Source organism: Rhizobium sp. CBN3, assembly GCF_030518245.1.
In the GTDB taxonomy this organism is placed as follows: domain Bacteria; phylum Pseudomonadota; class Alphaproteobacteria; order Rhizobiales; family Rhizobiaceae; genus Rhizobium; species Rhizobium aethiopicum_A.
The window spans coordinates 329,408-349,324 of the sequence record NZ_JAULSE010000004.1 but is presented as its reverse complement, the minus strand read 5'-3'; the positions used below and the strand labels follow the sequence as shown (position 1 = coordinate 349,324).

Annotated in this window: 23 protein-coding genes; 8 read left to right on the top strand and 15 right to left on the bottom strand. The window is 62.0% G+C overall.

The window, feature by feature from the left end:
* The first annotated feature begins 44 nt into the window (after positions 1–44).
* Both QWJ46_RS09495 and QWJ46_RS09490 read left to right on the top strand, forming a co-directional pair.
* Positions 45–761, top strand: coding sequence for a YdcF family protein (locus QWJ46_RS09495; protein ID WP_302750866.1), 717 nt, complete (start codon positions 45–47; stop codon positions 759–761).
* An 87-nt stretch (positions 762–848) separates the two neighbouring features.
* Positions 849–1,646, top strand: coding sequence for a 1-acyl-sn-glycerol-3-phosphate acyltransferase (locus QWJ46_RS09490; RefSeq protein ID WP_302750865.1), 798 nt, complete (start codon positions 849–851; stop codon positions 1,644–1,646).
* Here the strand turns inward: QWJ46_RS09490 and QWJ46_RS09485 are convergent, their stop codons facing one another.
* Complete coding sequence (locus QWJ46_RS09485; RefSeq protein WP_302750864.1) at positions 1,647–2,177, bottom strand: gamma-glutamylcyclotransferase; 531 nt, start codon at positions 2,175–2,177, stop codon at positions 1,647–1,649.
* A gap of 49 nt (positions 2,178–2,226) precedes the next feature.
* Here QWJ46_RS09485 and QWJ46_RS09480 point away from each other — a divergent pair, with 49 nt between their 5' ends.
* Positions 2,227–3,243, top strand: a complete 1,017-nt coding sequence (locus QWJ46_RS09480) for a DUF2125 domain-containing protein (RefSeq protein ID WP_302750863.1) — start codon at positions 2,227–2,229, stop codon at positions 3,241–3,243.
* Here the strand turns inward: QWJ46_RS09480 and QWJ46_RS09475 are convergent.
* The 4 genes from QWJ46_RS09475 to QWJ46_RS09460 all read right to left on the bottom strand — a co-directional run bounded on the left by QWJ46_RS09475 (position 3,240) and on the right by QWJ46_RS09460 (position 6,588).
* Positions 3,240–3,659, bottom strand: a complete 420-nt coding sequence (locus QWJ46_RS09475) for a GNAT family N-acetyltransferase (protein ID WP_302750862.1) — start codon at positions 3,657–3,659, stop codon at positions 3,240–3,242. The genes QWJ46_RS09480 and QWJ46_RS09475 overlap by 4 nt on opposite strands.
* 9 nt (positions 3,660–3,668) lie before the next feature.
* Entirely contained in the window at positions 3,669–4,595 is a 927-nt protein-coding gene (locus tag QWJ46_RS09470) for a prephenate/arogenate dehydrogenase family protein (protein ID WP_302750861.1), read from the bottom strand.
* On the bottom strand, positions 4,592–5,689 hold the full coding sequence (gene hisC, locus QWJ46_RS09465) for a histidinol-phosphate transaminase (protein ID WP_302750860.1): 1,098 nt from the start codon (positions 5,687–5,689) through the stop codon (positions 4,592–4,594). The genes QWJ46_RS09470 and hisC overlap by 4 nt, the downstream gene beginning before the upstream one ends.
* 122 nt (positions 5,690–5,811) lie before the next feature.
* Positions 5,812–6,588 carry a class I SAM-dependent methyltransferase gene (locus QWJ46_RS09460; protein ID WP_302750859.1) on the bottom strand — a complete coding sequence of 259 codons (777 nt, stop codon included), beginning with the start codon at positions 6,586–6,588 and terminating at the stop codon, positions 5,812–5,814.
* Positions 6,589–6,641: 53 nt separating this feature from the next.
* Here QWJ46_RS09460 and gloB point away from each other — a divergent pair, with 53 nt between their 5' ends.
* Together gloB and QWJ46_RS09450 are read left to right on the top strand one after the other, a co-directional pair.
* Positions 6,642–7,412 (top strand): hydroxyacylglutathione hydrolase, encoded by a 771-nt coding sequence (gene gloB, locus QWJ46_RS09455; protein ID WP_184460288.1) that lies wholly within the window; start codon positions 6,642–6,644, stop codon positions 7,410–7,412.
* Positions 7,412–7,834: a cupin domain-containing protein gene (locus QWJ46_RS09450; protein WP_302750857.1), complete on the top strand. Its 423-nt coding sequence runs from the start codon at positions 7,412–7,414 to the stop codon at positions 7,832–7,834. The genes gloB and QWJ46_RS09450 overlap by 1 nt, the downstream gene beginning before the upstream one ends.
* 3 nt (positions 7,835–7,837) lie before the next feature.
* Here QWJ46_RS09450 and QWJ46_RS09445 read toward each other — a convergent pair whose 3' ends face one another.
* Both QWJ46_RS09445 and QWJ46_RS09440 read right to left on the bottom strand, forming a co-directional pair.
* Positions 7,838–8,728 (bottom strand): DMT family transporter, encoded by an 891-nt coding sequence (locus QWJ46_RS09445; RefSeq protein WP_302750855.1) that lies wholly within the window; start codon positions 8,726–8,728, stop codon positions 7,838–7,840.
* 30 nt (positions 8,729–8,758) lie between these two features.
* On the bottom strand, positions 8,759–9,538 hold the full coding sequence (locus QWJ46_RS09440) for a DUF3108 domain-containing protein (RefSeq protein WP_302750854.1): 780 nt from the start codon (positions 9,536–9,538) through the stop codon (positions 8,759–8,761).
* A gap of 240 nt (positions 9,539–9,778) precedes the next feature.
* Between QWJ46_RS09440 and rpmB the strand changes: the two genes are divergently transcribed.
* Positions 9,779–10,075, top strand: a complete 297-nt coding sequence (rpmB, locus tag QWJ46_RS09435; protein WP_008527777.1) for a 50S ribosomal protein L28 — start codon at positions 9,779–9,781, stop codon at positions 10,073–10,075.
* A 109-nt stretch (positions 10,076–10,184) separates the two neighbouring features.
* The gene (locus tag QWJ46_RS09430; RefSeq protein WP_302750851.1) at positions 10,185–10,820 is read left to right on the top strand and encodes a VUT family protein; all 636 of its coding nucleotides are present in this window, start codon (positions 10,185–10,187) and stop codon (positions 10,818–10,820) included.
* Between the two features lie 6 nt (positions 10,821–10,826).
* On the opposite strand, the gene QWJ46_RS09425 is transcribed toward QWJ46_RS09430, so the two are convergent.
* From QWJ46_RS09425 to QWJ46_RS09405, 5 genes are all read right to left on the bottom strand, one after another.
* On the bottom strand, positions 10,827–11,393 hold the full coding sequence (locus QWJ46_RS09425; protein WP_302750850.1) for an AAA family ATPase: 567 nt from the start codon (positions 11,391–11,393) through the stop codon (positions 10,827–10,829).
* A 58-nt stretch (positions 11,394–11,451) separates the two neighbouring features.
* A complete protein-coding gene (locus tag QWJ46_RS09420; RefSeq protein WP_302750849.1) occupies positions 11,452–12,477 on the bottom strand; it encodes an esterase-like activity of phytase family protein in 1,026 nt (341 codons plus the stop codon).
* Positions 12,478–12,501: 24 nt separating this feature from the next.
* Complete coding sequence (cobT, locus tag QWJ46_RS09415) at positions 12,502–14,406, bottom strand: cobaltochelatase subunit CobT (protein WP_302750848.1); 1,905 nt, start codon at positions 14,404–14,406, stop codon at positions 12,502–12,504.
* Positions 14,407–14,419: 13 nt separating this feature from the next.
* Positions 14,420–15,412, bottom strand: a complete 993-nt coding sequence (cobS, locus tag QWJ46_RS09410; protein ID WP_064805316.1) for a cobaltochelatase subunit CobS — start codon at positions 15,410–15,412, stop codon at positions 14,420–14,422.
* Positions 15,413–15,721: 309 nt separating this feature from the next.
* Positions 15,722–16,339: a J domain-containing protein gene (locus QWJ46_RS09405; RefSeq protein WP_004679597.1), complete on the bottom strand. Its 618-nt coding sequence runs from the start codon at positions 16,337–16,339 to the stop codon at positions 15,722–15,724.
* A gap of 102 nt (positions 16,340–16,441) precedes the next feature.
* Between QWJ46_RS09405 and QWJ46_RS09400 the strand changes: the two genes are divergently transcribed.
* Positions 16,442–16,726 carry a BolA family transcriptional regulator gene (locus QWJ46_RS09400; RefSeq protein WP_171899807.1) on the top strand — a complete coding sequence of 95 codons (285 nt, stop codon included), beginning with the start codon at positions 16,442–16,444 and terminating at the stop codon, positions 16,724–16,726.
* Positions 16,727–16,773: 47 nt separating this feature from the next.
* Here the strand turns inward: QWJ46_RS09400 and QWJ46_RS09395 are convergent, their stop codons facing one another.
* From QWJ46_RS09395 to QWJ46_RS09385, 3 genes are read right to left on the bottom strand one after another with little or no spacing between them, the layout of a single operon-like run.
* Complete coding sequence (locus QWJ46_RS09395; protein ID WP_302750838.1) at positions 16,774–18,087, bottom strand: HlyC/CorC family transporter; 1,314 nt, start codon at positions 18,085–18,087, stop codon at positions 16,774–16,776.
* Positions 18,084–19,217: a 3-dehydroquinate synthase gene (aroB, locus tag QWJ46_RS09390; RefSeq protein ID WP_184460271.1), complete on the bottom strand. Its 1,134-nt coding sequence runs from the start codon at positions 19,215–19,217 to the stop codon at positions 18,084–18,086. The genes QWJ46_RS09395 and aroB overlap by 4 nt, the downstream gene beginning before the upstream one ends.
* Positions 19,214–19,801 (bottom strand): shikimate kinase, encoded by a 588-nt coding sequence (locus tag QWJ46_RS09385; RefSeq protein ID WP_184460269.1) that lies wholly within the window; start codon positions 19,799–19,801, stop codon positions 19,214–19,216. Before QWJ46_RS09385 ends, aroB begins: the two co-directional genes overlap by 4 nt.
* Positions 19,802–19,917: the final 116 nt, after the last annotated feature.

Below are 19,917 nucleotides of genomic sequence, written 5' to 3'. Positions count from 1 at the left end.
GAAAGCGTCTGTTCCGCGCCGCAATCAGCGTATAATCACGATTCATGACCATGGGCGATACGACACGCAATCCGATTCGGCAGGACCCGGAGCTTGATCGTCCGGCGGGCCTGCCGCCGCGGCGCGGCCTGATCCGCCGCCTGCTGCGCTGGGGCGGCTTTGGCTGCGTTCTGGCAATCGCCCTGGTGTTCGGCGGCTTCCTGCGGTTTGCCGATTCCGTAACCACGCTCAAGCCCCCGGTCGAGCCTAAGGCGGACGCGATCGTCGTGCTGACCGGCGGCTACCAGCGCATCGACCAGGCCGTGGAATTGCTGCAGAAGGGGGCGGGCAAACGACTGCTGATCTCTGGTGTCCACCCGACGACGACGCCGGCGCAGATTCGCAAGATGACGCAAGGCTCGGCCGATCTTTTCTCCTGCTGCGTCGATATCGGCCATGATGCGATAGACACGATCGGCAACGCCGAGGAAACCTCCAACTGGATCCACGCCAGGGGATACAGAAGCGTTCTCGTCGTCACGAACAATTATCACATGCCGCGCAGCCTCGCAGAACTCTCCTATGTCGATCCGGACATCGAGTTCATCCCCTATCCGGTGGTCAATTCGGATTTGAAGACCCGCAACTGGTTTACCGACCCGAACGCGATGCGGGTCATGCTCGCCGAATATGCAAAGGTGCTGTTAGCAGGCGCCCGCAACATCACCGGCTTCGGCCGTCACACCGGACTGCGCTCGGCAAGCGTATCCGCCTCAGACTGAGCTTTTACATCGAGGCAGCATCAAACGCTTTTTATGACCGGCAATATCGTGTAGGCCGGTCGCATGAGCCTGCCTCGGGATAATTTCATGATCGCCCTGCGTTCCGTCCTCTTCAACACGATCTTCTACGCCAATCTCATCATCCGGATGATCGTGCTCTCGCCCTATTATTTTGTGGTGCCGCGGCTTAAGGCCTATGCGATCCCAAAGAATTGGGCGCGCTCCAACCATTGGCTGATGCGCATGATCGTCGGCACGACCTTCGAGATCGAGGGGCTGGAGAATCTGCCTGAGGGCAGTTTTATCCTGGCGCCGAAGCATCAGTCCTTCTGGGACACCTATGCGCTGCTGCCCAATCTCAAGGACCCGGTCTACATCCTGAAGCGCGAGCTGATGTGGATTCCGCTCTTTGGCTGGTATGCGAAGAAGCAGCGGATGATCCCGGTCGACCGCGGCGCCCGCGGCAAGGTGATGGTGGAAGTGCTGAAACGCACCAGGGATGAGCTCTCGACCGGCCGTCAGCTGATCATCTATCCTGAAGGTACCCGCCGCCCGCCGGGTGCGGAGCCGGTCTATAAATACGGCATCGCCCGCATGTACCGCGATCTTGGCATTCCCGTCGTGCCGGTTGCCATGCATCCCGGCCTCTTCTGGCCGCGGCGGAGCGTCCGCCGTTATCCCGGCCATTTCAAGGTCAGGATCTTGCCGCCGATCATGCCGGGAATGGATCCGGATGCTTTCTTCGCTCATCTGATCGAGGTCACGGAGCGGGCGAGCGACGAGCTCCTCATCGATACCGTCGACCGCAATCCGCATCTGCCATTGCCGCCGACAGCGGTCGCTCGGCTGACCGAGTTGCGCAAAGTGAGGGCGGCGACGGCCTGATCAGCCGGCCCGCAGCCGCTCCACCTCATTGCCGACCTGCTCCAGCCACGGGTCGCGAATGCCCATCTGTTTCAGGTGCGCAAGCGTGTTGAAGACATAGGCATCGTTCGGGCCTGACTGCCCCCTGGCCTCGTTCACCACCCGCGCGGCCGCAAGCGCATCGAGAGTACCGGCATATTGCTCGTGGTCGCGATCAGCGATGTAGGTAACCGCTTCCGTTCGGCGACCGCCGTCAAACTGCAGCCGAACCCGGCGCTCGAGATAGACATTGGTGACGAGTTCGCGGGCGCGGAGATAATCGATCACCTCGTCCCATTTGTGCGCCGAAATACGGAACGCCATGCCGCGGCAAGCTCCACCCCTGTCGAGGCCGAGAACCAGGCCGGGATTGTCGCGCGTGCCGCGATGGACGAAGGATCGGACGCACAGCGAACGCCGGTAACCATGCACCAGAGCTTCTGCCCGCTCCAGGAACTCGAAGCCCGGATTCCACATCAGCGAGCCGTAGCCAAACACCCAAAATTCGTCCATATCGCACGCCAGACCGGAATCACTTTGCGATTCACCATTGGAGAACATCATGGCAGCGTCAAGCCGATCCGGCAGCAGCCAAACCGGCAACAGCAAGAAATTCTGGTTGCTGGGCGGAGGCATCCTCCTGGTGATCGCGCTTTATACCGGCGGCTGGTTCTATGCCGCATCGGCTTTGAAAACGACGGTGCTGAAAGCAATCGCGCCGCGCGATCCGGCAGGCGTCACCGGCGAATGCTCCGATATCGAATTCCGCGGCTATCCCTTCCGCATCGGTCTGTTCTGCTCCAAGGTCGATGTCGACGACAATGTCAACGGCGTCTCCGCCACCTTCGGCGCATTGCGCTCCGCCGCACAGGTCTATGCGCCGAGCCATATCGTCTGGGAGCTCGATTCACCGGCCGAAATCCGCACCACAAACGGCCTTTCGGTCTCTGCCCAATGGGCGAATCTGCAGGCGAGCCTGACGACCAAGCTGCAGGGCGTTGATCACAGCTCCACCGTCATCGAAGGCCTGAAGGCGACGGCGATCTCCTCCTATACCGGTCAGACCATCAGCTTCGATGCGGCTCGCACCGAAATTCACCTGCGCCAAAACGGTGCCGATCTCGACGGCGCAATCTCGGTGCAGGATGCGAACACCGCGATCAAGGACTGGCCGCAGCTCTTCCCGAAACTCTCCGCCAGTATCGATCTCACGATCGCCGGCAAGGCCGGCCTGATCGACGGCAGCGACCCGAACGGCCTCAATGGTTCTGCCGGCGAACTGCGTCGCATCGTTGCCGACATCGGCGACGGCAAGGTGATGACGCTCACCGGCCCCTTTTCCTTCGACGAGCAAGGCTTTCTCTCCGGGAAGTTCAAGCTGGAAATTGAACGGCTCGGCCCCTGGGGCGACAGCCTCAAACAGGCTTTCCCGGATCTTGCCCCGACCGTCAGCACGGCGACGAAGATGCTGAAGGCGCTGGCCGGCGGTAGAGACAAGGTCTCAGTCGATCTCGTCGTCGATCGCGGCAATGCCACCGTCAGCGGCTTCATTCCACTCGGTCAGATCCCGCCGATCTAATCAATCCGTTTGGTGAAGAACACCTCCGGCACCGATTGCAGGCCCGGCAGCTCGATCGCGCCGGTTTCGGTAAATCCGTTGCGGCGATGCCAGTCCTGCGGCCGGCTCTCATCGCATTCGCTCGACGTCATCAGCAGCCGGGCGCCCTCGCGGCGCATCGCCTCTTCCCAAGCAAGAAACAACGCGGTGCCGACGCCCGACCGGCGGTGGCCGGGCAGAACACGGATCATTTCCATATAGGGAACCCTGCCCCAAAAGCGGGAGAACCGCAGGAATCCGACGATCTCGCCGGCCTCCTTAGCAACGAGATATTCGCCGAGCGCCACGCATCGCGATACCCACGCCTTGCCGGCACTGGCATCCTCGCGAGCCAGCCAGTCGATATCCGCCTGACTTGCGCTCGCCACCTCCACCATCGCGAGAGTCTACTTCTTATCCAGCGCGTGGGGGCGGCCGAAATCGGGGGCGTCGACATCCTGGCCGGCCTGGACGATCGAGCGGCGGATGGCGCGCGTGCGGGTGAAGAGTTCAAAAATCTTGTCGCCCTCGCCCCAGCGAATCGCGCGCTGCAGATAGGCGAGATCCTCCGAAAACCGCGCCAGCATTTCGAGGATCGCATCGCGATTGTGCAGGCAGACGTCGCGCCACATCGTCGGGTCGGAAGCGGCAAGACGGGTGAAATCGCGAAAGCCGGAGGCCGAATATTTGATGACCTCGGACTCCGTCACCGTCTCCAGATCGTCGGCGGTGCCGACGATGTTGTAGGCGATGATATGCGGCAGGTGCGAGACGATCGCGAGCACCTTGTCGTGATGCTCCGCATCCATCTCGTCGACCTTGGATCCGAGCGCTTCCCAGAAGCCGCGCAGCCGCTTCAGCGCCGTCTCGTCGGTGCCGGCAACCGGCGTGAAGATGCACCAGCGGCCTTCGAAGAGGCCGGGGAAACCGGCATCCGGGCCGGATTTTTCCGTGCCGGCCAGCGGATGGCCGGGAATGAAATGCACAGTGTCAGGCATATGCGGCTGCATCTGCGCGATGACGGACGCTTTGGTGGAGCCGACATCGGTAACGATAGCGCCCGGCTTCAGGCTGCCGGCGATTTCCTTCGCCACGCTTTCCGAAGCGCCGACCGGCACCGAGACGATGATGAGGTCGGCATCTCGAACAGCATCGGCAGAAGAGGTCGTGTAATGGTCGCCGAGACCGAGCTCTTCGGCGCGCTTCAATGTCTCGGCGCTGCGTGTCGCCACGACGATTTCCTTGGTCAGGCCGAGCCGCCGGATGTCGTGGGCAAGCGAAGAGCCAATCAGGCCGATGCCGATCAGCGCGATGCGATCGAACAGCACGCTCATGCCTGCCGTCCCATGAACTCACGCAGCGTTGCGATGACGCCGTGATTGGCCTCCTCGGGACCGATGCTCATCCGCAGTGCATTGGAAAAGCCGTAGCTGCGCACAGCGCGCAGGATGTAACCGCGGCTCGTCAGGAGCTCGTCGGCATCGGCCGCGCGCTTTCCGTCGACGGCAGGAAAATGAATGAGGACGAAATTGGCGACGGAGGGCGTCACTTTCAGCCCGATCGCTTCGAGAGCCTCCGTGAGCGTCTCCACCCACATCTGGTTGAAAGAGACGGCCTGCTGGACGAAGGCCTGGTCGCGGATAGCCGCGGCACCGGCGGCGATCGCGGCCGCATTCAGGTTGAACGGAGCGCGGACACGGTTCACGGCGTCGACGATCTCCGCGGGCGCATACATCCAGCCCACGCGCAGAGCCGCAAGACCGTAGGCCTTCGAAAAGGTGCGGGTCATCACCACGTTGGAACTGGATGATACGACCTCGATGCCGGCTTCATAATCGTTGCGGCGCACATATTCGGCATAGGCCGCATCGAGCACGAGCACGACGTGTTTCGGCAGGCCGGCCTGCAGACGGCGGATTTCGCTGACGGGAACGTATGTCCCGGTGGGGTTGCCGGGATTGGCGATGAAGACGATCTTCGTCCTTTCCGTCACCGCTGCCAGGATCGCGTCGACGTCGACCGTATAGTCCTTCTCCTTGACGACGACGGGCGTGGCGCCCGTGCCCATGATCTGGATCTTGTAGACGAGGAAGCCGTGCTCGGTGATGATGCCTTCGTCGCCGGCGCCCAGATAGACATGGCACAGCAGGCCGAGCAGCTCGTCGGAACCGTTGCCGCAGAGGATATTTGCCGGATTGAGGCCATGCACAGCGGCGATTGCCTCGCGCAGTTCGATCGCCTGCCCGTCGGGATAACGTCCCAGATTGTCGGCAGCTGCCTTGACGGCCTCGATCGCCTTCGGGCTGGCGCCGAGCGGCGTCTCGTTGGAGGAGAGCTTGTAGACGCGGGCGACACCCGGTGCATGTTCCTTGCCCGGCACATAGGATGCGATATCGAGAATACCGGGACGCGGAACGGGCTTGCTCATCTCAACGCTCATGGTCGACCTTGGATTTTCCGGAAAATGACCAAGTGGCATTAAAGCGGAATGTGATTGTTGTCGAGAGGTATGGGCGTGACACAATCGGAAGGAGAATGCCTGCCTGCTATTCATCTGTTACGTGCTGTCGGAACGCCGTGCGGCGCGAGAACGGGCACGAAGACGCGGCGGGAGGCACGGGCGGCGACTGGCAACCCCTGATAGAGCCGCTTCTGCGCCTCGACGATGATGACACCCGAAAAAGCCGGCCATAAGGTGCGGCCGATCCGCTCGAAGGCGCGGCGAAGGCGCAGGATGGTCCTGAGTTTCGAGGGCGGAAAGAACAACGCTTCGGCGGTCGCACCCGGCGTGAAGTTCGTCTCGCGCAGCAAATGCGTCAGCTGACCGCGGGAATAGGGCCGGCCCGAACCGAAGGGCGTGTGTTCCATGCGGGCCCAGACCCCGCGCCGGTTCGGCACCACGATAACAAGCCGCCCGCCCGGCGCCAGCACCCGCCAGAGCTCCTTCAGCGTCTCGCGCGGGCTTTCCGCGAACTCGAGCGAATGCACCATCAGCACCCGATCGATCGAGGAATCCGGCAGCGGCAGTTCCTCATCGAAAATCAGCGTCGTCGACGACAGCGAGCCCATCGGCCAGTTCACTGCGCCCTGTCCGGCCGGCATGAAGGCGAAGGTGCGTTCGGTATCGGCCTGGAAGCGATCGAGAAAAGGCACGGCATAACCGAGCCCGACGAGACGCTCCTGCGGCAGGCGCACCCAGAGCGACGAGAGCGCCATGGCGATCGACTGCTCGGCAAGACGCCCGAGGTCGGAATGATAGAACTGACGTAGGTCGACGATATCGGCGTGCATTGCGATAAATGTTATCAGCGGGCGGTTGGACTTCAAGGCCGGACTCTCTACATTCCCGCGAGAGTCGTGGGACAAGGGATTGTTTGAAGATGAAACCTTTGGAATTAGACGTTTTTCTCTGCCGCACCGACAATTTCGGCGTGCTCGTGCACGATCCGGAGACGGGATTTACCGCGGCGATCGATGCGCCGGAGGAGGCGCCGATCCTGGAAGCGGCGACGCGGCGCGGCTGGAAGATCACCCACATCTTCACCACGCATCACCACACCGATCACGTCGCCGCAAACCTGGCGCTGAAGGAGCAGTTCGGCTGCGAGATCATCGGCCCGATCAACGAGGCCATCGCCATTCCCGGTCTCGACCGGACGATGGCCGATGGCGACAGCTTCCTTTTCGGCGATCACACGGTCAAGATCATCGAGACCCCCGGTCACACCGCCGGTCACATCTGCTATCACTTCGTCGACGATAAGCTGCTCTTTGCCGCCGATACGCTATTTGCGCTCGGTTGCGGCCGCCTTTTCGAACGTCCCGCCGCCGACATGTGGCATTCCCTGCAGAAGCTCGCCGTGCTGCCGGACGAGACCGCCGTCTATTTCGGCCACGAATATACATTGTCCAACGCCCGCTTCGCACTGACTGTCGACCCCGACAATGAGCGCCTGAAAAGCCGCGCCGCCGAGATCGAAGCCCTGCGCGCCGAAGGCAAATTCACCGTCCCGACGACGCTCGGGCTGGAAAAGGAAACGAACCCGTTTCTGCGCGCCGCCGATCCCGCGATCCGCCGCAATCTGATCATGGAAGGCAAGACGAATGAGGAGGTCTTTGCCGAGATCCGCAAGCGCAAGGACAATTTTTAATGTCGCCTGAGGAGATCATTCGCGAGCTCGGCATGCAGCCGCATCCCGAAGGCGGCTGGTACGTTGAGACATTTCGCGACACGGCGGGTGGAGAGCGCGGCCATTCGACGGCGATCTATTATCTGCTGACAAAGGGACAGCGTTCGCACTGGCATCGCGTCCATGACGCGGTCGAGGTCTGGCATTATTATGCCGGTGCGCCGCTGGCGCTGCACCGCTCGCAGGACGGGATGGCAAGCGAGACGCTGACGCTCGGAACCAACCTTGCCGCCGGCGAGCGGCCGCAGGCGATCATTCCCGCCAGTTGGTGGCAATCCGCCGAACCACTCGGCGATTTCACCCTGGTCGGCTGCACTGTCTCGCCCGGCTTCGAATTTTCGAGCTTCGAGATGGCGCCGGCGGATTGGAAACCCGGAGGCTGAGACTTACTCCGCTGCCGCAGACTGCGCCGGAATTTTGCGGCGGAACATTTCCTGGGCGGCGAGCACCGCTCCACCGGTGACGAGCAGGCAGGCGAGAGCAATGCGCCAGCTCGGCTCCGTAAATCCGAACAGCGTCAGGATGAGCGTCGAAAGCAGCGGCGCGGCATAACTTGCCGCGCCGAGAATCTGGATATCGCCATTCTTGACGCCGTAATCCCAGGCATAGAAGGCCGCCCCCACCGGAAAGAGGCCGAGCCCGACGACGGCAACCCATTCGACGCTGGTTTCCGGCCAGACAGTCGCCTCCAGGCCGAGATGGCTGAAGAAGGACAGGATGGAGGTCGCAAGGCAGAAGCCGGTGACGACATCTGTGGAGACAGCCTCGAAACGCCGTGTCAGCAGAGAATAGCCCGACCATGTGAACGCGCAGAGGAAGGCCGCGCCATAACCGACCGCGTAGGCGCCGTCGAAATCGATGCCGTTGCGGCCGACGATCAGGAAGGTGCCGCAAAGCCCCGCAAGCGCGCCCGCCACGTGATACCAGCGCAACCGTTCGCCCGGCAGCAGCGCCGAGCCGACCACGATCAACAACGGCCAGAGATAGGCGATCAGTCCCGCCTCCACCGCCGGCGCATTCCTCAGCGCCGTGAAATAGAGGAAATGATAGCCGAACAAGCCTGCAATACCTGTTATCCAGACCTTTGGCGGCTGCTTCAGCAACGCCAGCCGCGCCGGATTGAGGACAAGCATGACAAGGCCGGGAATGCTGCCGATCGCAAAGCAGACGGCCGAAAGCTGGAAGGGCGGCATCTTGCCGGAGCCGGCCGTCAACAGCGCCAGGAACGACCACATCAGAATGGCCGTAAAACCGATGGTCGTCGCGCGAAACTTCACCTGTCCCCCTTTACGGAGGCGAAAGCTCCGTCAACTGACGCTGCCATATTTGATGGCGGTGATCGTCACCATTCCATACTCGGTTGGAATGCGCACATAAACGGGAGCGTATACATTGGCCGCGTCAGACTTGGCAAACCAGATTTCCATGCGGTCGCTCTTGCTGAGATAGTCGATGTCCTTGCGGCCCTTTTTGTAGCCGGAGCGCGGCACGAAACGCACGCCGCAGACGACCGCCTTGCCCTTGAAGCCATCGGTCTTGAAATCCTCGTCGCCTTTCGGCGAAAGCACCAGGTCCATGCGCGTCTCGCCGTCGAAGATCGGCAGCGTCTGCGCACAGACCTTGGTATCCCCGGTGAAAACAAGGCCGGAGATCGGATCGAGCACCGAACGCATGTCGCCCGGCGTGACGTCGATCCAGTTCTTCGGCCGTTTCGGCGGCGGCGTCGTTGTCGCAGAGATGATGTTGCCGTTGCGGTAACTGACCTCGTAGACGCGGGCCTTCTTGCCGCTCTTGTAATAGAGCGAATATTTCAGCGCCTGCAGCCGATCATTACGGACGACGCCGGTGACGCTGGTCTTTGCCGAGATCGTCTTGACGAGATCTGCAAGGCCGGCGGATTTGATATCGCCGGCGATCTTGTAAGAGTGATCATCCTCGATCTGCGTCAGAAACGCGGCGCGCGCGATCGGCAGGCCGGCAAGCGTCACCCGATAGACCGTCTGATGCTGGATTTCGGCCGCCGATGCCGGTATGGCAAGGAGTGCGGCGATAGCCGAAATGAAAATGCGTCTGCCCGAGTGAGCCATGAGTGAAGCCTTGTCTTGCCGCGCGCCGGCAGCCCTGCCGAGCGCTCTATACTCCTGCCGCAAAGGGAAGAAAACAGCAGCTTTTTGACAGAATTGCGGGAAAGGCCAAGGTTTGGCTTGACGCGCGCAGCCTCTCTGACTATAGAACCGCAACTTTCCAATCATGCCTGTTGGATTGCGAGCTCGGTTTTGCCGGGGATTGCAATTCGATGGCCCGAGAAAAACAAGAATAGGTGTTCAATGTCCCGCGTGTGCGAATTGACCGGCAAGGCCGTCCTGACTGGTAACAATGTCAGCCATGCCAACAACAAGACCAAGCGCCGGTTCCTGCCGAACCTGTGCCAGGTAACGCTGATCTCCGACGCTCTCAATCAGCGTTATCGTCTTCGCGTTTCGGCTGCGGCTCTTCGCTCCGTCGAACATCGTGGCGGCCTTGATGCCTTCCTGATCAAGGCCAGCGAAAACGAACTGTCGATGCGCGCTCGTCTGCTGCGCCGTCAGATCGTCAAGAAGACCGCCGAAGCCGCTGCTGCGTAAGCTTCTGCCTTTCTTTGATACGGCTTCAAAAGGCTTGAACGGATAATACCGGACAAGCCTTTTGCTTTGCCTGAGCACTCCAACTGGTGGCATCACCCAGGATAAAAAAATGCTGAAGACGCGCTACACCATTGCCTATGTCGCCCTGATGACGCTTGTCGTCGTCGCCTCCAACTTCCTCGTCCAGTTTCCGCTGAACGTTGAAGTCGCCGGTGTCAACCTGGCCGACATCCTGACCTGGGGCGCCTTTTCCTATCCGATCGCCTTCCTGATCACCGATCTGACCAACCGCCAGTTCGGCCCGCAGGCAGCCCGCAAGGTCGTTTTTGCCGGCTTCGTGGTCGGCGTCACGCTGTCCTTCTTCACCTCGGTGCCGCGCATCGCCATCGCCTCCGGCTCGGCCTATCTCGCCGGCCAATTGCTCGATATCGCCGTCTTCAACCGGCTTCGCCGCCAGGCCTGGTGGCGCGCGCCGCTCTTCGGCTCGCTGATCGGTTCGGCGCTCGACACGGTGATGTTCTTCTCGCTGTCCTTTGCTGCCTTTTTGGTCTTCCTCGGCCCGAACGAGCCCTTTGCGCTCGAAGCAGCGCCTGTCCTCGGCATCTTCGCCGCCGAGGCCCCGCGCTGGATTTCCTGGGCGATCGGCGATTTCGCCGTCAAGATGATCGTCGGCCTCATCATGCTGCTGCCCTATAGCGCGCTCATGAACGTGCTGCGGCCGATGCAGCCCGCACGCGTCAGCTAAAGCCTTTCAACGGCGCTGCCGGACCGCGCCGGCGGCGATTGCGGGATGCAGCAGAACCTCTGCAACCAGATCATCGATCTCTCGTGACGAATCGAGCCGCAACACCGGGGCCGTCTGCGTTTCCAACCATTGCTCATGCGCCGCAAGACTGCGGCGTTCCGGACCGGCCGTGTCGTAACTTGCCGCCCATTCCATGAATTCCCCGCTTTTGATTTCCATATCGCCGCCAGGCCCGATCCTGTCTCCATAGCGGGCGATCTCCCGCGCGCGGATCCGCGCCATCCGCAGCTCCGGCTCGATCCTGAGAAACACGACCAGATCATAGAACGGCTCGATCTGCCTCGCCCATTTCAGCGCCGATCCGGATAGGATCCAGCCGTCATGCCGCGCCGCTTCTGCCAGCAGCAGCCTTATGCGTTCTTCTGCGTCCCGCGGCGTCGTGAATGGCGGGTCGGTCGGCAGCCAAAAGAAATCGTCGGTATCGAGATGGGCGATATCAAGCCGTTCGGCAAGCGTATGGCCGAGCGATGTCGTACCGGAACCGGAGGCACCCATGATATGAATGTGCACCATGACTGTCCCTCCGAAAGCTGCTCTCGATGCGACAATGGGATACCCGAGGCATGTGACGTCAATCTGACGCCGCGCTGAGCAAGTGGCTGTCGGAGAGCCGGAATTCCAGCATCAGATTGCGCTGCAGGATCGAGTGGTTGTCGTCCGACACCATAATGACATGGGTCGTGCCGTCGGCGGCCTGGAACACGTCAAGCCCCTCCATATTGTCGATCTGCGAATTGAAATTGCCTTCGATCAGCAATTCGCCATCGACGACGGCACCCGGCCGGATATCGGCACCTTTGATGCGCCGAAGTCGCATGCCGATACCTTCGGCCATGTTGAACCGGCGCTCCAGGAGCAGCAGGTCGCCGTCCGGCAGGAAGGCGCCGTCGGTTACGTCGAAGCTGCCGTCGCGTTTGATCGAGAACAGCCCTTTCAGCGGGCCGCTGAGAACGGCCGCCATCCGGTTGCCCTCGCTGTCGAGACCGCGCTCGGAGACAATGACCACGCCGCCCTTCAACGGACTGGAGGCGGGTGCCACGGCTATGGTTTCGATACCGCGATTGTCGCTCAGCATCTTGCGCGGGATGAGGATCGGCAGGGTCGCGATCGCGCGCGATGCGGCAAAGCCGGGATCGGGATAAACGTCGACGCGATGATTTTGCTCGAAAGAGACCAATATCCGGTCGCCGTCGAGAGCCACGCCCTCGGCATCCATATAGCCCTTGCCCTCGAGGCTGCGGCCGGCGCGGTTCTTCATCGGGGTGATCTCGACCTGAGAAAGGCCCGAAAGCCTGCCCTTGGCATCGCGCTCGATGCTGCCGGTCAGCCACTGGCCGGTATCGAGCACGACGATGAAGTGTTTCTGGTCCGGCCGGAAACGGATGGAGGAAAGCGAGCCGAACAGCGCTCGGCTGGAAACCATCTCCAGCCCGCCGAGAAATTCCAGCGATCCGAACGTCGTCTCCGACGATCCGATCCTGAAATCGGTAATTTGCCGGCTAATGATGGGTATTTCGTCCCCGGCCATCGCCGCGGAAGCGCCTTCTGCCAGGCAGAGCAAGACCGATGCCGCACGGCAGAGGCGCTTAACCATCATTCCACCTGTTTCCTTGCAGGAGCGTCAGCCGGCACGGCTTAACCGGCCGCCGCGCGGCTGGGCGGCGGATTGATCTTCGAAAAGCGAGGCAAGCTGTTCGGTCATCGCCCCGGCAAGCTCGTCCGCATCGACGATCGTCACGGCGCGGCGATAGTAGCGAGTCACGTCGTGACCGATGCCGATCGCCAGCAATTCGACAGGCGAGCGCGTCTCGATCTGCTCGATGACGGCGCGCAGATGCCGCTCGAGATAATTGCCCGGATTGACCGACAGCGTCGAATCGTCGACCGGCGCCCCGTCTGAAATCATCATCAGAATGCGGCGCTGCTCGCGCCGCGCGAGCAGGCGGTTATGCGCCCAGATCAGCGCCTCGCCGTCGATATTTTCCTTGAGCAGGCCTTCGCGCATCATCAGCCCGAGATTGGCGCGTGCGCGCCGCCACGGCGCGTCGGCCGATTTGTAGATGATGTGGCGCAGGTCGTTGAGACGACCCGGCGTCTGCGGCTTGCCGCCGGCGAGCCAGGTTTCACGCGCCTGCCCGCCCTTCCAGGCCTTTGTCGTAAAGCCGAGAATCTCGACCTTGACGCCGCAGCGCTCCAGCGTGCGGGCGAGAATGTCGGCGCAGGTGGCGGCAACCGTGATCGGCCGGCCGCGCATGGAGCCGGAATTGTCGATGAGCAGCGTGACGACGGTGTCGCGGAACTGCGTGTCGCGCTCCATCTTAAAGGAGAGCGGCTGCATCGGATCGATGATGATGCGCTGCAGCCGGGCCGTATCGAGATAGCCCTCCTCCAGATCGAAATCCCAGGAGCGGTTCTGCTGCGCCATCAACCGGCGCTGCAGCCGGTTGGCGAGACGCCCGACCGCGCCCTGCAGATGCGCCAGCTGCTTGTCGAGGAAGGCGCGCAGGCGCTCCAGCTCGGAGGCGTCGCAGAGTTCCTCCGCGGTGATGATCTCGTCGAACTCTTCGGTATAGACGTGATAATCGACCTTTTCGTTGAAATCGGCAAAAGGCGTGTTCGGACGGCGGGTCTCGCCCGGCGTTTCCGAATCGTCCTCACCCTCTTCCATCATGTCGTCGTCGGAGATTTCGGCGCCCTCGGTCTCGCCGTCCTCCATCTGCTCGTCGGAGACTTCACTGTCCTCAACGGGGGCGGCATCGGTGCCGGCATCCTCGTCGACCTCGTCCTGGTCCTGCTCGTCTCCGCTCGGCTGGTCTTCCTGCTCCGACTGATCGTCATTGTCGGCTTCGCTGTCATCGTCGCCATACTCCTCGGCCATTTCCATGGCCGAGAGCATGTTGCGGACGACTTTGGCGAAGGCCTGCTGGTCGTTGATCGCGCCCGACAGGTTACCGAGTTCAGCCCCCGCCTTGTCTTCGATGAAACTGCGCCAGAGATCGAGCACCTTGCCGGCCGAGGCCGGCGGGCGTTGGCCGGTCAGCTTCTCGCGCACCATCATGGCGACGGCTTCCCCGATCGGCGCGTCTTCCTGGCGCTCGATGCCAGTGAAATTCGCCTTGGAATATTTCTCTTCCGTCATGGAGCGCAGGTTCGCCGCCACGCCTTCCATGCGCAACGTCCCGATCGATTCGACACGCGCCTGCTCGACCGCATCGAAGATCGCCCGGGCGTCCGAGCCCTGCGGCGCCATCGTCGTATGCATCTTCTCGTCATGGCAGGCGAGGCGCAACGCCATGGAATCGCCGAGCCCGCGGGTGACCGCCAGCTCATGCGCCGTCGGCCGCTTGGAAAGCTCCGGCAGCCGAATGCGCTCGCCGGTCATTCCAGGCCGTTCATTGGCGAAGGTCACCTCGACATCGCCGTCGCCGGCGATCGAGCGGACGCAGCCGGATATCGCCCGGCGCAACGGCTCCACGTCGATGGGCGCGCCGGGTTTTGCTTTCGAATTGTCACCGCGAGCTGCCATGATCGGTCGGGCCTCAGGCTCCGAGGACGATGTTGGCGGCGCTTTCCTTCAGCTCCACGCCGAAGGCGCGCTGATAGTGCTCGGCGACCAGCGGGCGCTCCAGCTCGTCGCACTTGTTGAGGAAGGTGACGCGGAAGGCAAAGGCGAGGTCGCCAAAGATTTCGGCATTCTCGGCCCAAGTGATAACCGTGCGCGGGCTCATGACGGTCGACAGATCGCCGTTCATGAAGGCGGCGCGCGTGAGATCGGCAACGCGGACCATCTTCGAGACGATCTCGCGCCCTTCCCTGTCTTTGCCGAAGCTCTTCACCTTGGCGGCAACGATATTCACTTCGTGATCATGTGGCAGATAGTTCAGCGTCGTCACGATCGACCAGCGGTCCATCTGCGCCTGGTTGATCTGCTGCGTGCCGTGATAGAGGCCGGTGGTGTCACCGAGGCCGATCGTGTTGGCGGTGGCAAACAGGCGGAAGGCCGGGTGCGGCCGGATGACGCGGCTCTGGTCGAGCAGCGTCAGGCGGCCGGAGGATTCGAGCACGCGCTGGATGACGAACATCACGTCAGGACGGCCGGCGTCATATTCGTCGAAGACGAGCGCGACATTGTGCTGATAAGCCCAAGGCAGGATGCCGTCCTTGAACTCCGTGACCTGCAGCCCGTCCTTGACGACGATCGCGTCCTTGCCGACGAGATCGATACGGCTGACATGGCTGTCGAGGTTGATGCGCACGCAAGGCCAGTTGATGCGCGCCGCCACCTGCTCGATATGCGAGGATTTGCCCGTGCCGTGGTAGCCGGAGATCATCACGCGGCGGTTATGCGCGAAGCCTGCGAGAATGGCGAGCGTCGTCTCGCGGTCGAACAGGTAGTCGGGATCGAGATCCGGCACATAGGCGTCACCCTTGCTGTAGGCGGGAACGCGGATGTCGGAATCGATGCCGAAGGTCTCGCGGACCGAAACGGTGGTGTCGGGCAGTTCTGAAATATCGAGGTCGATCTTGCTCATCATGTCTCCAAGGCGGGTGAAGCCACCCGGCCAAACTGTCTCAGGCCATGTCGCAACCGTGACGCCGCGATCTTATTCCGCGCCCGTCCAGGTCGGAACGTCGGCGATACTTCTCCGGGACTGAAACGAAACCTCGGCGGGATGATGACCGCGTGCGAGCATTCTTGAAAGAGTCCCGGACAAGAAACGCCGCGTCCGGAAGGTCGGCCGAGGCGATGTCGGGAAAACACGCAGATAGGAGCCGCGTTTGCCTGCGGCCTCAGCCGATTTGGACCATACCCGATTGAAGCCCAAGAGCAAGGACGGGAATTAACAAAAACCGTTCTGCTTCAACAATTGATAGGCCTGGATGACGGCGCGGAAACGCTCTTCCGAGCCGCGGTCGCCGCCATTGGCATCCGGATGGTGCTTCTTGACCAGTTCCTTGTAGCGGCTCTTGATCTCCGCCGAGGTCGCGTTGGCATGCAGACCCATCGTGTCGAAGGCTTTGCTTTCCAGCGATTTCAGCTTGCGTGCCTGGGGAAAGCGCGGGCCGCTGCCCTTGCCGCCTTCCTTGACGAAGCCGAAGGGATCGCGAACCCGTGTATAGGCGCCGGAGCGCACCTCGGAATGCAGCGGACTGTCCTTGGCCGACTTGTTGACGCCGACGGTCCATGTCGGCCGATGGCCGGTAATCGCCTCTTTCTGGTAGCGCGCGATCTCGCCGTCCGAAAGGCCGGAGAAATAATTGTAGCCCTTGTTGTATTCCTTGACGTGCTCGAAGCAGAACAAAAAGAACTGGCCTTCCGCATTGCGTCCCACGGGAGCGCGATGCGAGCCTTTTTTGTCGCAGCCGTCCCACTGGCAGGTAGGCGGCGCCTGCTCTGCCTCCTGCTCGCGTTTGCGGCGTGTGCGGATGCGGTCGAAATATTTTGAATCAAGTCTCATGGCGGCGCTAATTATGAGGCTGTCGCAAGGCGACAACAAGAATTGACAAATGGGAATGTTGCTGGCTTGGTGGGAACCCTTTTCGCGAAGCAGCAAGACCGGATGATGACCCTGCGGACCCGCATCGAAGAAAAACTTGTCGAAGCCTTCGCGCCCGAACGCCTGAGCGTCATCGACGAAAGCCACCTGCATGCCGGCCACCAGCCCGATATCACAGGCACCGGCGAAACCCACATGCGGGTGAGGATCGTTTCGGCGAAATTTGCCGGCCTGTCGCGGCTGGCGCGCCACCGGGCGATCACCGAACTGCTGAAGCCGGAGCTCGATGCCGGCCTGCATGCGCTGGCCGTCGAACCGGCGGCACCTGGTGAACCCACCCGCTGGTAGCGGCACAGCAGCCTATATGGGGTTAGGATGCGGGCAATCCAACCGGATCACACCGGTTTCGCATCGTCTTCCTGCGCGGGGCGGATGCGCAGCTTGGTGATGCGGTTCTTCTCCCGCTTCATGACGACGAAACGTTTGCCGTAGAAGGTGAAGGCCTGGCGCTCTTCCGGGATGGTCATCGATTCATGGATGACGAGGCCGGCGATCGTCGTCGCCTCCTCGTCGGGCAGGTTCCAGTCGAGCGCACGGTTGAGGTCGCGGATCGGCACGCCGCCGTCGACGACGATCGAACCATTCGCCTCCTGGCGCACGCCCTGAATCTCGATGTCGTGCTCATCGGAAATGTCGCCGACGATTTCCTCGAGAATATCCTCCAGTGTGACGATGCCCTGCACCTCGCCATATTCGTCCACCACGACGGCGAAATGCTGTTTGCGCCGCAGGAAGGCATTGAGCTGGTCTTCGAGGTTGGTGCTGTCCGGCACGAACCACGGCTTCTGCGCAATCTTGACGATATCGAGGTTCTGCGGCTCCATGTTCGGCTCGGCAAGCGCCCGCAAGAGATCCTTGGCGTGGACGACGCCGATGATGTTGTCAATCGTGCCGCGCCACAGCGGCATGCGCGTATAGGGGCTTTCAAGAATGACCCGCACCACCGCTTCGGGCGGATCGTCGGCATTGATCGCCCGCATCTTGGTGCGGTGGACCATGATGTCCGAGAGTTCCAGCTCGCCGAGATCGAGCACGCCGCCGAGGCGGTCGCGGTCGGCCTTCACCACTGATCCCTCGCGGTGCAGCAGATCGACGGCGCCGCGCAGCTCCTCATGCGCCGTCAGCATCGAAACTTCCCGCGAAAGATTGATGCCGAACAGCGCCAGGATCTGTCGCACGACCGCATTGACCAAGGAGGACACCGGGCCGACGATGGCGACGAACAGTCTGGTGGGAAGTGCGACGGCGAGCGCGAAGCGTTCCGGCGCCGAGATCGCCCAGCTCTTCGGCAGCACTTCCGCGAAGATGACGAGGATGATGGTCATGGCGAGCGTCGCCAGCGCCACACCCGAACTGCCGAACAGCCCGAGAAAAAGGCTGGTGGCGATCGAGGAAGAGAGGATGTTGGCAAGATTGTTGCCGATCAGCAGCGTACCGATCAGCCGGTCGCGCCGTTCGATCAGCTGCCGGACGAGGCCGGCGCGTTCGTCACCGTTGACCTCAAGCGTATGAATGCGGCTGCGCGAAACGGCGGTGAGCGCCGTCTCCGTGCCGGAGAAGAAGGCGGACGTCAGCACGAGCGCCGTGATCGAAAGGATCTCCGGCCAGTATGTCGCAAGAAACGCCAAAGCGCCTTCGATCGTCGTCAAGGATGTTTTTCCCGGAGAAAGCTCAGCACTTCGGATGCCGGAACATCGTCGGCGACGAAGGACTGGCCGATACCGCGCGTCAGGATGAAGGTGAGCTTGCCGCTCTTGACCTTCTTGTCCTGCGCGATCGCCTCCATCAGCGATTCCGCCGGCGGCAGCTCGCCCGGAATTTCGGCCATGGTAGTCGGCAGGCCGACCTCCTTCAGATGCCGCTCGACGCGCCGTGCATCGTCTGGGCTCGCAAGGTTCATGCGTGCGGAAAATTCATGCGCCAGCACCATGCCGATCGCAACGCCCTCACCATGCACCAGGCGGCGGCTGTCATAAGCGGTCGCCGCTTCCAGCGCATGCCCGAACGTATGGCCGAGATTGAGCAGCGCCCGCTGGCCGGTTTCCCGCTCGTCGGCAACGACGACATCGGCTTTCGCCTGGCAGCTGGCAGCGATGGCCTCGATGCGGGCCGAGCCGCCCGTAAACACCGACTTCCAGTTCGCTTCCAGCCACGCAAAGAAATCCGGCTTGTCGATCAGCCCATACTTTGCGACCTCGGCGTAGCCTGCGCGGAATTCCCGCCCGCTCAGCGTATTCAGCACATCCGTATCGGCCAGGACCAGGTCCGGCTGATGGAAGACGCCGATCAGGTTCTTGCCGTGGCGGGAGGAATTGATGCCGGTCTTGCCGCCGACGGAGGAATCGACCTGCGCCAGCAGCGAAGTCGGCACCTGCACGAAGCGCACGCCGCGACGGACGATGCCGGCCGCAAAGCCCGAGAGGTCACCGATGACGCCGCCGCCGAGCGCGATTACGCAGTCGTTGCGCTCGACCCTGGCTTCGAGCACCTTGTCGCAGACATCGATGAGATGTTCGAAGCTCTTCGTCTTCTCGCCGGCCGGCAGCACGACCTCGGCCGAGACGATACCTGCCGCATTGAGGCTCGCGACGACGGCCTCGAGATAGAGCGGAGCGACGTTTTCGTCGGTGATGATGGCCGCCTTGCGGCCTTTGAGACGCGAGGCGATCTCGGCGCCGGCCCGCGCAATCAGCCCTGGCCCGATCAGGATGTCATAGGCGCGCTCGCCGAGCGGCACATGCACCGTCTGGACTGATGAGGCGGAGCTTATCGCATTCATGATGCTGCACTTTCTTTCTGTTCGACCACAGCCTTAAGCACCTCGTCCGCCATGATTTCCTTGCGCACATCACGCGAGAGTACGGTGAGGTCTGCCTGCGCATAGATCGGGTAACGCGCCTTCATCAGATTTTCGAGGGTCTGCTTGGGATTTTCGGTCTTGAGCAGCGGCCGCGTGTCACGCTTGTTGACCCGCTCCCAAAGCACGTCGAGATCAGCCTTCAGCCAGATCGACAGCCCGCCCTTTTTTATATGCCTGCGGGTGCGGTCATTGATGAAGGCGCCGCCGCCGGTGGAGACGACGCGTGGTCCGCTCTTCAGGAGCCGCTTCATCACTCGCGTTTCCAGCGCCCGGAACTCTTCCTCGCCATAGGCTGCGAAAAGTTCGGCAATGGTCATGCGCGACACCCGCTCGATCTCGTGATCGCTGTCGATGAAGGGAATGCCGAGTTGGCTGGCGACGATGCGCCCGACGGAGGATTTCCCGGCGCCCATCAGGCCGACGAGGACCAGATTGCGTGAACCGAGCGCAGCGCGAGCTCTGTCTTTCAGGCTGTCAGCAACGGTCAGCAGTGGTTCACTCATCGGTCCATTCACACTTTGTTTGCAAACCGTATCGACAAATGCATGTGGAGCGTCAAGTCGCGGACAAGGGAATCATGGCTTGAATAGCGCTTCTTGCACTTGCGAACACGCTTCTT

Bases quoted from the DNA above. Each gene is read 5' to 3' on its own strand.
- QWJ46_RS09495 (WP_302750866.1), top strand. From the start codon at position 45: ATGACCATGGGCGATACGACACGCAATCCGATTCGGCAGGACCCGGAG.
- QWJ46_RS09490 (WP_302750865.1), top strand. From the start codon at position 849: ATGATCGCCCTGCGTTCCGTCCTCTTCAACACGATCTTCTACGCCAAT.
- QWJ46_RS09485 (WP_302750864.1), bottom strand. From the start codon at position 2,177: ATGGACGAATTTTGGGTGTTTGGCTACGGCTCGCTGATGTGGAATCCG.
- QWJ46_RS09480 (WP_302750863.1), top strand. From the start codon at position 2,227: ATGGCAGCGTCAAGCCGATCCGGCAGCAGCCAAACCGGCAACAGCAAG.
- QWJ46_RS09475 (WP_302750862.1), bottom strand. From the start codon at position 3,659: ATGGTGGAGGTGGCGAGCGCAAGTCAGGCGGATATCGACTGGCTGGCT.
- QWJ46_RS09470 (WP_302750861.1), bottom strand. From the start codon at position 4,595: ATGAGCGTGCTGTTCGATCGCATCGCGCTGATCGGCATCGGCCTGATT.
- hisC (WP_302750860.1), bottom strand. From the start codon at position 5,689: ATGAGCAAGCCCGTTCCGCGTCCCGGTATTCTCGATATCGCATCCTAT.
- gloB (WP_184460288.1), top strand. From the start codon at position 6,642: ATGAAACCTTTGGAATTAGACGTTTTTCTCTGCCGCACCGACAATTTC.
- QWJ46_RS09450 (WP_302750857.1), top strand. From the start codon at position 7,412: ATGTCGCCTGAGGAGATCATTCGCGAGCTCGGCATGCAGCCGCATCCC.
- QWJ46_RS09440 (WP_302750854.1), bottom strand. From the start codon at position 9,538: ATGGCTCACTCGGGCAGACGCATTTTCATTTCGGCTATCGCCGCACTC.
- rpmB (WP_008527777.1), top strand. From the start codon at position 9,779: ATGTCCCGCGTGTGCGAATTGACCGGCAAGGCCGTCCTGACTGGTAAC.
- QWJ46_RS09430 (WP_302750851.1), top strand. From the start codon at position 10,185: ATGCTGAAGACGCGCTACACCATTGCCTATGTCGCCCTGATGACGCTT.
- QWJ46_RS09425 (WP_302750850.1), bottom strand. From the start codon at position 11,393: ATGGTGCACATTCATATCATGGGTGCCTCCGGTTCCGGTACGACATCG.
- QWJ46_RS09420 (WP_302750849.1), bottom strand. From the start codon at position 12,477: ATGATGGTTAAGCGCCTCTGCCGTGCGGCATCGGTCTTGCTCTGCCTG.
- cobT (WP_302750848.1), bottom strand. From the start codon at position 14,406: ATGGCAGCTCGCGGTGACAATTCGAAAGCAAAACCCGGCGCGCCCATC.
- cobS (WP_064805316.1), bottom strand. From the start codon at position 15,412: ATGAGCAAGATCGACCTCGATATTTCAGAACTGCCCGACACCACCGTT.
- QWJ46_RS09405 (WP_004679597.1), bottom strand. From the start codon at position 16,339: ATGAGACTTGATTCAAAATATTTCGACCGCATCCGCACACGCCGCAAA.
- QWJ46_RS09400 (WP_171899807.1), top strand. From the start codon at position 16,442: ATGATGACCCTGCGGACCCGCATCGAAGAAAAACTTGTCGAAGCCTTC.
- aroB (WP_184460271.1), bottom strand. From the start codon at position 19,217: ATGAATGCGATAAGCTCCGCCTCATCAGTCCAGACGGTGCATGTGCCG.
- QWJ46_RS09385 (WP_184460269.1), bottom strand. From the start codon at position 19,801: ATGAGTGAACCACTGCTGACCGTTGCTGACAGCCTGAAAGACAGAGCT.